This window comes from Aeromonas sp. QDB14, assembly GCF_027707845.1.
GTDB classification, from domain to species: Bacteria; Pseudomonadota; Gammaproteobacteria; order Enterobacterales; family Aeromonadaceae; genus Aeromonas; species Aeromonas caviae.
Map to the genome: position 1 here is coordinate 1 of NZ_JAPCJD010000114.1, position 9,508 is coordinate 9,508.

Here is a 9,508-nt window from a genome sequence, read left to right on the forward strand (position 1 = left end):
TTAAAGAGCGACGCAGCTTTTGGCTGCTGCGGGAGTGGCATTCTACTCAACCGCCTTCTCGAGTCAAGCCTTATTTTACGAGGCTTTTTCGAGGCACCGACAGGCTTGTTTGCGTTACCGCTTGCCCTGTCGATGGAGGCGCATTATAGAGACATAGATCACATTGGCAAGCCTTCATCGCAATAAAATTGCAAAAAAATGCCAATTCTTAGTTATTCATATCAAAACACAGTTTTTATACAGACTTACCCACAGGACAAGCCCGAAAAGGGCTCATTATACACCCTATTACCTCCCGTTCCTCTCTGCCCGTCTCCTGTTCGAAGGGTTGCTGACCATATCAATCCATATACAAAGGAAGAGAATCACAAAGTGACGCTCAGACCAGTCCTGCCTCAGCAACCCAGGCAGCGATCAGCTCGGCTGCCGCCATGGAGCGGCAACCCGATATATTCTGCCCGGCCCAGAGTGGCGAGAAACCGCGGTCACCCGCCTTTTCGGCTGCGGCACGCAACGGAGCCAATGCGCCGCTGGCATACGGGAAGTCTGGCGGCAGCACCGAAAGGGGGCCGAGTTCCCGCATCAAGCGGTTGACCATCCCCCGCGCCGGACGGCCGCTGAACAGATTGGTCAGTGCGGTGTGTTGGCCATGCCTCCCCTGCAGCGCCGCACGGTGCAGGGGCGAGGTCGTCGCCTCGTGGCAGCAGAGGAACGCCGTTCCCACCTGGACTGCGCTGGCCCCCAGTGCCAAGGCAGCCTTGATCCCCTTGCCGTCGACTATGCCCCCGGCGGCGATGACCGGGATCGCTACTGCCGCCACTACCTGTGGCAGAAGGGTAAAGGTGCCCTGCTGCAAGCTGAGATCCTCACTCAGGAAGTGACCGCGATGGCCACCCGCCTCCAGCCCCTGGGCGATGACGGCATCGGCTCCGTGGTCAGCAAGCCACTGCGCTTCTGCCACCGTGGTGGCGCTGGCAAACACTTTTGCGCCTGTGGCTTTTACCTGGGCAAGCAATTCGGGCTCGGGCAAGCCGAAGTGGAAACTGACTACGGCAGGTCTGAACTCTGCAAGCAGGGCCGAATGCTCGTCATTGAAGGGGGCCCGAGAGGGGGCTCGCGACGGCGCCGCGGCATCCACCCCGAACTCGGTGTAATAGGGTGACAGTACCTGGCGCCAGCGCTGCTCCGCAGCCGGTTCCGGCTCGTGCTGCCGATGGCAAAAGAAGTTGATGTTGTATGGGCCCGGCCCGCTGGCGGCGAGGCGGCTCAGCTCCTGGCGCAGCTCGGCACCACTCAGCATGGCGGCAGGCAGGGAGCCCAGTGCCCCCGCACTGGTCGCCGCCATCGCCAGGGCGCTGTTCTGCACGCCCGCCATGGGGGCCTGAATGACGGGATAGCGCATCCCCAGTTCGGCAAAGAGCGTCATATGACGGTTTCCTGTTTCTGATGGTCAGTCTGATTGTGCGCCAGAGGCGGGTTGAGTCGGCATAGCGCACCTGACGTGCTGACATGTCGTCTGGCGATATCGCCTGTCCAGTTCCCGGCCAGACATCCTGTCTTGGCTTTCATCCATCAGGCTCCTTGAGGTTCATGGCACATCGGCTCGCGAAGGGCCGAACGTGAAGTGTCAACGCACGCTGCGCAGCAGGAAGTCCGGCTGGCCACAGGAGCGGCGCTCCCGCTTCTGCATCTCGTCGGAGCAGGGAACGGCATCCGTCCCCTGCTTGTTGATGCAGATGTAGATCTCCCGCAGGAAACGGCCCCCATCAGCGCAGGCCACCGTGATGTTATCGGGGGCCAGCCACTCGTTGGCGCTCGCCAGATCGGCCTTGAGCTGGAAGCTGTTTTTGCGCAGCGGCTCTTCCGGCGATTGATAGGCGGCCGGGATCTTCACCTTCTGGCGCAGATCGCTGGCCAATTAGTGAAATGCCTCCTGGCTCAGACCGGAACAGGTGCCGTGCTTCTCCCATTCATGGCGATAGAGGAAGCGGCTGGGGTAGAGCCCGGCAAACTGCTGCTCCATGTCCGCATCCAGCCGCTCGCGGGTGCAGCTGGCGGGGTAGCCGCGCTGATACTGGGGCCAGAGCCCATGCAGCACGAACCCCAGCTTGCGGGCACACTGCTCCCGATCCCCTGGCTTGATGGCGCAATGCTCGGGCGACCAGGAGAGTGCCATGGCGTAATAGTCAAACTCCCCCGCATAGCCTTTGCCCTGGGCGGCGGAGATCCACAACAGCGACCCCACCAGCCATACCATGACCTGCTTCATCTCTCGTTCCCCCTCATCTCTTTGCACCCGGTGGCGCCCCATTTTGCGCCCTCATGCTCCCATAACAGGGAGTCAAAGAACAATCGCTCAAAATGGCCTTACTCACTGTGGGTCAGACCAGTAAAAGGTTTCCCCTGCCGGATCAGAGGCGTAAGCTGGCTCTCCGGCGGGCCTTCATGACGCGCCACGTTTCCCCGATTTCATCAGCAACAGGACGTAACATGATCCGCAAGAATCCCTCAGGTCACCTGCCCGTTATCGACGAATCCGCCTATATCGACAAGACCGCCATCATCTGTGGCAAGGTGATCATCAAGGAGAACGTGTTTGTCGGCCCCTATGCCGTGATCCGCGCAGACGAAGTGGACGAGAGCGGTGACATGGAACCCATCGTCATCGGCGCCAACTCCAACATTCAGGATGGCGTCGTCATCCACTCCAAATCCGGCGCTGCCGTCACCATCGGCGAGTTCAGCTCCATCGCCCACCGCAGCATCGTCCACGGGCCCTGCGAAGTGGGTAACCGGGTCTTCATCGGCTTCAACAGCGTGCTGTTCAACTGCCACATCGGCGAAGGGTCCGTGGTGCGCCACAACTCCGTGGTCGATGGCTGCGATATTCCCCCCGGCTTCTATGTCCCCTCCACCACCCGCATCAACCAGCAGAGCGATCTGGCGCAGATCCCGCGCGTCACCGTGGACGCCACCGAGTTCTCCGAGGATGTGGCTCACACCAACATCGACCTGGTCAGGGGTTACAAGGCGCTCTCCAACGAGTTTTGATCCGGTGAGCGGTTCACGACACACAACGGGCGCCACGGCGCCCGTTGTCACAACTGTAAAGAGGGCGAAAAGAGGGTGTAAAGGTGGTTGAGCCGGGCGCACGCGTCGCGTTTGATGGGGGCGTTCCCATCAATGGAGTCATCATCATGTCACGCTATCCTGTCGCCCTTGCCCTGCTGCTGGGCACCACGCTCCTTCATGCAGGCGAGATGCCGCCCCCGATGGGCGCCCGCCAGGGAGGTCCCATGACACCGCCCCCCTCCGTGCTCTATCACGCCAGCAAGCAGGGTGCGGATCCCCAGGCCCTGGTCCAGGCGCTGTCCAAAAACATTGATGCCGCCAAGCCGGATACCCGCTACGAGGTCACGGTCAGCGTGCGCGAACTGCCGCCCCAGCCACTCAAACCCCAGCCCGCCGGTGCGCCGCTCAAAGGGCAGTGAGATGAGTCTGCACCGCCCTTCACTCTGGCTGCTTGCCATGGCCATCGCCCTGCCCGCCATGGCGGGTCCGGGGAACATGGGCAGACCGGGCGGATGGGAGAGCCCTGCCCCGCAGTACGGCCATGGGGCTGGTCCTGGCTTCGGCCACCGCGTCGACAGGCTGCCGGGAGGGGTGGAAACCCTGCTGCTGGCCGGGCTCACCTACTATGTGCTCGACGGCATTTTCTACCGCCGGCAGGAGAACCACTATGTGGTGGTCTCCCCGCCTTCTCAGGTCCTGGTGGTGGCAGAGACAGGGCTCATCCCTCTTGATCTGGATGGCCGCCGCTATTACGTCAGGGAGGGTCACTACTACCTGCGAGAAATAGACGGGCGCTACACCGAGGTGCCGCCGCCAGCGGCGCTGCGCTGAATCGCACGGAGGAACAGATACGAGCAGGGGGCCTTGGCCCCCTCTTTCATTACAGGGGTTTTACCCCACTCGGGTCTGAGCCGCGTACCTCAGGACGGGTCATGCAGGGGCAGCGTCATGGTCACTCTCAGACCCCCCTGTGCGCGATTGCGCGCCTGGATGGTGCCCCCCTGCAGAATCACCGCCTTGCGGGCGATGGCGAGCCCGAGCCCGTAGCCCTTGCCCATGCGGGGTGAGCCGATGCGCACGAAGGGGTCGAAGATCCCCGCCAGCTTCCCCTCCTCCACCCCGGGCCCCCGATCGGCGATGGAGAGCTGCACCTCCTGGCCCAGGCGCAGCAAGCGAACACTCACCATCTGGCCCGACTGCGAGAAACGCAGGGCGTTGCGCACCACGTTCTCCACGGCGCGGCGCATCAGCTCGGCATGCCCCAGCAGGAGACAACCCTCCCCCAGCGCCTCCTCGAGCGCTATCTCGACTCCGAATTGCTGGGCTTCGAACTTGGCATCCTGGACGACGGTCTCCACCAGCGCCAGCAGGTCGTAGTGGCTCTGCTCAAGCCCGTGGCCCTGCTCGGCACGGGAGAGGGTCAGCAGCTCCCCTATCATCCTGTCCATCCGCTCCGTCTCGAGCCGGATCCGCGCCAGGGCGTCGCTTGCCTTCTCCGGGCGCTGCTCCGCCAGGCCGATGGCCATCTGGATGCGGGCCAGGGGGGATCGCAGTTCGTGGGAGACGTCGTGAAGCAGTTGCTCGCGCCCCTCGACCAACTGCTGCAACCGCTCCACCATGAGATCGAACTCCTTCGCCACCTCCGTCAGCTCGTCCCGGCGCCAGCGCAGAGCGGGCCAGAGTCTGACCCCCAAATCCCCCCTGGCTACCCGATCGAAGCTGCGCCGCAGGGCGTTCATGGGCCGGGTCAGGTGCCAGGCGAACAGAATGCTGAACAAGAGTCCCCCCAGGCCGCCAATCCAGAGCATGGGCGGGGGAATGTTGAGCCAGGAGAGGGGACCGGGAGCAGGCCCGCCGGGGAGAGCGCGCGGGTCCGCTCTGGTCTGCAGCAGATAGGTCTGCCCGTCGCTGGCAATCACGGTGCGTGTCAGCACGCTGCCCGGGCCAGGTTCCCCGGAGGCTGTCAACCTGGATGCCCGGGGCGCTGGCCGGGGAGGCGCATCGGAGACATCGAGGAGTGTTATCTGCAGCAACGGCGGCGACATGGCCTGGCTCAATGCCGTCGCAGCCTCGATTCCCCCCTTTGCCAGCACGGCTGCCGCCATCTCCAGATGCTGGCTCGCCAACTGCTGGGCCAGGTGCTCTTCCGGGGGGTCACGCTCGGCACGAAAACCGAGCCAGAGCAGTTGACTGACCAGCACTATGGCCAGCCAGAACCCCAGCAGAATCTTCCAGAACAAACGTCCCTTGAGGATCACCGTATCTTGTACCCTATGCTGCGCACCGTCTCTATGGTGACGGCCTCCCCCGCCTTCTGTTGCAGCTTCTGCCTCAGGTTGCAGATGTGCACATCGACGCTGCGATCATAGGCCTCCCGCGGGCGCCCCACCCCTTGCAGGGAGAGGATGTCCTTGGTAACCACCTGCTCCGGTGCTCGCACCAGCAACACCAGCATGTTGAACTCGGTGGCGGTCAGCTCCAGCGGCTCCCCCTGCCAGAGACAGACCCGGTTGGCCGGCGTGACCGTCAGATCCCCCAGGATGAGGGCATCCGGCGAGGGGGTTGCGCTCCCCCCCTCGTTGACCCGCCGCAGAACGGCCCGCAGCCGGGCCACCAGCTCCCTGGGGTAGCAGGGTTTGGGCACATAGTCATCGGCCCCCATCTCCAGCCCCACCACCCGATCCACGTTGTCCCCCTTGGCGGTCAGCATGATGATCGGCAGGCGACTGCGCTGGCGCACCTGGCGCAGCACCTCAGTCCCCCCCAGATCGGGCAGCATCACATCCAGCAGCAGGGCGCTGTAACGGCCGGAGAGGGCATGGTGCACCCCTTCCCCTCCGGTCAGCACCTGGGTGGTCTCGAACCCCTCCCCTCCCAGGTATTCACTCAACATGACGCCCAGTTCGGCGTCGTCATCCACCAGCAGGATCTTCATATAGGGTCTCCCTTGTCGGTGGCCATTTTCGCCGCTTGCTCCGCCCTTGGCAGCCATTTTTACGAAACCCTTACGCTTGGCGCAAAGAGCCTTAACCCGGCTCTGGGGTAGAGTGCCGCCGTGATCGTCATTCAGGATACAGGTTGTCATGCCCACGTTCTCCCCTCGTCTCTTTTGGCTGCTGCCTCTGTGCGCCCTCGCCCTGTTACTGGCCTGGCGCCCCCAAGCCAAGGCACCCGCCAGCGACTACATCACCGCCAGTACCGAGACCCGGGATCTGGAGCAGCTCATCATGGCGGACGGCACCCTGAAGGCGCGCAAGCAGGTGAGCGTGGGCGCCCAGGTATCGGGCCAGATCAAGAAACTGCACGTGACTCTGGGGCAGGAGGTCAAACAGGGGGATCTGCTGGTCGAGATCGACGATCTGCCCCAGCAGAACGCCCTCAAGGATGCCCTGGCCCAGCGCGACAACCTCCAGGCCCAGCTGGATTCCAAAGAGGCCACCCTTCGCAATGCCCGCCTGGCATACCAGCGCCAGCGGCAGATCGTCGCAAGAGGTCTTGGCAGCACGGCCGACCATGACAGCGCCAAGGCGACCCTGGACGAGACCCTGGCCGATATCCGGGCCCTCAACGCCCAGCGGGTGCAGGCCGAGATCGCGGTGGACACAGCCCGGGTCAACCTGGGGTATACCCGGATCCTGGCCCCCCTCTCCGGTACCGTGGTGGCCATGCCGGTGGAGGAGGGGCAGACCCTCAACGCCAGCCAGAGCACCCCTACCCTGCTCAAGATTGCCCAGCTCGACACCATGACGGTGGAGGCCAGGATCTCCGAGGCCGACGTCATCAACGTCCGGGTCGGCATGCCGGTCTATTTCACCATTCTTGGCAACAGCCAGCGCCGCTTCGAGGGATCCCTGCGGGCCATCGAGCCCGCCCCCGACACCATCAATGACGACGACACCACCAGCAGCAGCGACAGCAGCGCCATCTATTATCACGGCCTGTTCGAGGTGCCCAACCAGGATGGTCAGCTCAGGATCAGCATGACGGCCCAGGTCTATCTGGTGGTCGCCCGGCTCAAAGATGCGCTGGTGATCCCGGCCATCGCCCTGCAGGGGGATCAGGTCAGGGTGATCGACGACGGAGGCCGGATCAGCCTGCGCCGGGTCAAGGTCGGCCTGAACAACAAGGTGGATGCCCAGATCCTGTCGGGCCTGAGCACCGGTGAGCGGGTCATCGTCAGCGAAGTGAACGCAGGCCAGAGCAACGCCGCCGGGGGCATGCCGCCCCCCATGGGGATGTGACCATGGGCACCTTGTTGCAACTGCGGGGCATCCGCCGCCACTTCAAAGAGGGTGAGCGCACCGTCACCGTGCTCGATGGCATCGATCTGGCGATCGCCCGTGGAGAGATGGTGGCCATCGTCGGCGCTTCGGGCTCCGGCAAATCCACCCTGATGAACCTGCTGGGCTGCCTGGATCAGCCGAGCGAGGGGGCCTATCTGGTGGCCGGGCGCGATACTGCCACCCTCAGCCGGGACGAGCTCGCCGCCCTGCGCCGGGAGCACTTCGGCTTCATTTTCCAGCGTTATCACCTGCTGGCGGATCTCGATGCCCGCACCAATGTGGAAGTGCCCGCCCTCTACGCCGGTCTGGATCCGGCCGAGCGACGCCAGCGGGCCAAGGCCCTGCTGACCCGCTTCGGCCTCGCCAGCCGGCTCGAACACAAGCCAAGCCAGCTCTCCGGCGGCCAGCAGCAGCGGGTCAGCATCGCCCGGGCCCTCATCAACGGCGGCGAGGTGATCCTGGCCGACGAGCCGACCGGGGCCCTCGACAGCCAGAGCGGCGCCGAGGTGATGGCGAGCCTTCAAGCTCTGCATCGCCAGGGCCACACCCTGGTGATCGTCACCCACGACATGGACATCGCCCGCCACGCCGAGCGGATCATCGAACTGAAAGATGGCCGGGTGATCGCCGATCGCCGCACGCGCGAGCCACAGGCCCTTCCCCAGGCGACCCAGGCCGCCACCAAGACGTCCGCCAGGGGGAAGACCCCGCGGATGGCGGGGCTCGGGAATGCCCTGCAGATGGCCCTCAAGGCCATGGTTGCCCAGCGTCTGCGCACCTTTCTCACCATGCTCGGCATCATCATAGGTATCGCCTCGGTGGTGACCGTGGTGGCCCTCGGCCAGGGCTCCCGGGAGCGGGTGCTGGAGAACATCAACGCCATGGGCACCAGCACCCTGGAGGTGTTCCCCGGCCGCGGCTTCGGGGACATGCGCTCCGCCACCATACAGACGTTGCGGATCGGGGACGCCGAGGCCATCGCCCGGCTGGACTACGTGCACAGCGTCACCCCCAGCCTCAGCACCAGCGCCACCCTGCGTCTTGGCAACACCGCCGTCTCCGGCACCATCAACGGCGTCGGCGCCCAGTTCTTCCAGGTCAGGGGCTATCGCCTGGCCCAAGGCATGGGCTTTGATCGCCAGAGCGAGGAGAGCCTGGCCCAGGAGGTGGTGATCGACGAGCACACCCGGGACAAGCTGTTCGCCCCGACCCAGTCCCCCCTGGGCCAGGTGATCCTGCTGGGGGATCTGCCCTGTCGGGTGATCGGGGTCGCCATCAAGAACCAGAGCGGCTTTGGCAGCGACGAGACCCTCAACGTCTGGATCCCTCATACCACCGCCATGAGCCGCCTGCTGGGGCAGAGCCATCTGCGCAGCATCAGCGTGCGGGTGCGGGACGAGGTGAGCCTGGACGCCGCCCAGGATGGCATCAGCCGCCTGCTCACCCTGCGCCACGGCAGCCAGGACTTCTTCCTGCTCAACACCGACAGCATCCGCCAGACCATCAGCCAGACCAGCGCCACCCTGACCACGCTGATCGCCCTCATCGCCCTCATTTCCCTGATCGTCGGGGGCATAGGGGTGATGAACATCATGCTGGTCTCGGTCACCGAGCGCACCCGGGAGATAGGGGTGCGGATGGCGGTCGGCGCCCGGACCCGGGACATCCAGCAGCAGTTCCTCATTGAAGCCGTGCTGATCTGCCTGCTGGGGGGCGTGCTCGGCATCGCCCTCTCCCTGGTGCTTGGCCAACTGTTCGACCACTTCAGCAGCGGCGTCCGGATGAGCTACTCCCTTGCCGCCATGGGGGTGGCCTGCCTTTGCGCCAGCCTGATCGGGGTAATATTCGGCTTCGCCCCGGCCCGCCGGGCCGCCAGGCTGGATCCCATCCACGCACTGGAGCGCGAATAGCCCGCATTGACGCCGGGGTGACGCCACTCACCCCGACACCGGATCAGGGGCCGATGCCCGGCCCCGCCACCAAGCCTGAACGCCCGCACTTCTTCCCTGAATGCGCGGGTTCTTTGACCGGGTCCCGTACCCGGTCTTTTTTTGTCTCCCGCCCGCCACACCCACAAAAAAAGGTTCTTCGCGGGATCTTGGGGAAGTGGAAGTTGACAGACAGGGTGCTGGTAAACTGGCTGTCTCCAAACA

General features: G+C 64.4%; 10 protein-coding genes and 1 pseudogene. 6 read left to right on the forward strand and 5 right to left on the reverse strand.

Annotated features, from left to right (window positions below; translation table 11 throughout):
- Positions 1-186 (forward strand): hypothetical protein (locus PG887_RS21020; RefSeq protein ID WP_270822835.1); only part of this gene is annotated, 186 nt, incomplete at its 5' end.
- A 193-nt stretch (positions 187-379) separates the two neighbouring features.
- Here PG887_RS21020 and PG887_RS21025 read toward each other — a convergent pair.
- Both PG887_RS21025 and PG887_RS21030 read right to left on the reverse strand, forming a co-directional pair.
- A complete protein-coding gene (locus PG887_RS21025) occupies positions 380-1,426 on the reverse strand; it encodes an NAD(P)H-dependent flavin oxidoreductase (RefSeq protein ID WP_104455315.1) in 1,047 nt (348 codons plus the stop codon).
- A 201-nt stretch (positions 1,427-1,627) separates the two neighbouring features.
- A pseudogene (locus tag PG887_RS21030) lies at positions 1,628-2,269 on the reverse strand (ribonuclease T2 family protein).
- A 221-nt stretch (positions 2,270-2,490) separates the two neighbouring features.
- On the opposite strand from PG887_RS21030, the gene PG887_RS21035 reads away from it, so the two are divergent.
- From PG887_RS21035 to PG887_RS21045, 3 genes are all read left to right on the forward strand, one after another.
- Positions 2,491-3,051 carry a gamma carbonic anhydrase family protein gene (locus PG887_RS21035; RefSeq protein ID WP_010672952.1) on the forward strand — a complete coding sequence of 187 codons (561 nt, stop codon included), beginning with the start codon at positions 2,491-2,493 and terminating at the stop codon, positions 3,049-3,051.
- A 146-nt stretch (positions 3,052-3,197) separates the two neighbouring features.
- Positions 3,198-3,491 (forward strand): hypothetical protein, encoded by a 294-nt coding sequence (locus tag PG887_RS21040; protein ID WP_042877801.1) that lies wholly within the window; start codon positions 3,198-3,200, stop codon positions 3,489-3,491.
- A 1-nt stretch (position 3,492) separates the two neighbouring features.
- Complete coding sequence (locus PG887_RS21045; RefSeq protein WP_270822836.1) at positions 3,493-3,903, forward strand: DUF6515 family protein; 411 nt, start codon at positions 3,493-3,495, stop codon at positions 3,901-3,903.
- An 89-nt stretch (positions 3,904-3,992) separates the two neighbouring features.
- On the opposite strand, the gene PG887_RS21050 is transcribed toward PG887_RS21045, so the two are convergent.
- Together PG887_RS21050 and PG887_RS21055 are read right to left on the reverse strand one after the other, a co-directional pair.
- Positions 3,993-5,312, reverse strand: coding sequence for a HAMP domain-containing sensor histidine kinase (locus tag PG887_RS21050; protein ID WP_270822838.1), 1,320 nt, complete (start codon positions 5,310-5,312; stop codon positions 3,993-3,995).
- A gap of 14 nt (positions 5,313-5,326) precedes the next feature.
- Positions 5,327-6,007, reverse strand: coding sequence for a response regulator transcription factor (locus tag PG887_RS21055; RefSeq protein ID WP_104455311.1), 681 nt, complete (start codon positions 6,005-6,007; stop codon positions 5,327-5,329).
- 148 nt (positions 6,008-6,155) lie between these two features.
- Between PG887_RS21055 and PG887_RS21060 the strand changes: the two genes are divergently transcribed.
- Both PG887_RS21060 and PG887_RS21065 read left to right on the forward strand, forming a co-directional pair.
- On the forward strand, positions 6,156-7,313 hold the full coding sequence (locus PG887_RS21060) for an efflux RND transporter periplasmic adaptor subunit (RefSeq protein ID WP_104455310.1): 1,158 nt from the start codon (positions 6,156-6,158) through the stop codon (positions 7,311-7,313).
- Between the two features lie 2 nt (positions 7,314-7,315).
- The gene (locus PG887_RS21065; RefSeq protein WP_442866343.1) at positions 7,316-9,265 is read left to right on the forward strand and encodes a MacB family efflux pump subunit; all 1,950 of its coding nucleotides are present in this window, start codon (positions 7,316-7,318) and stop codon (positions 9,263-9,265) included.
- A gap of 43 nt (positions 9,266-9,308) precedes the next feature.
- Here PG887_RS21065 and PG887_RS21070 read toward each other — a convergent pair.
- The coding region (locus tag PG887_RS21070; protein WP_270822840.1) for a hypothetical protein at positions 9,309-9,508 on the reverse strand (200 nt) is incomplete at its 5' end.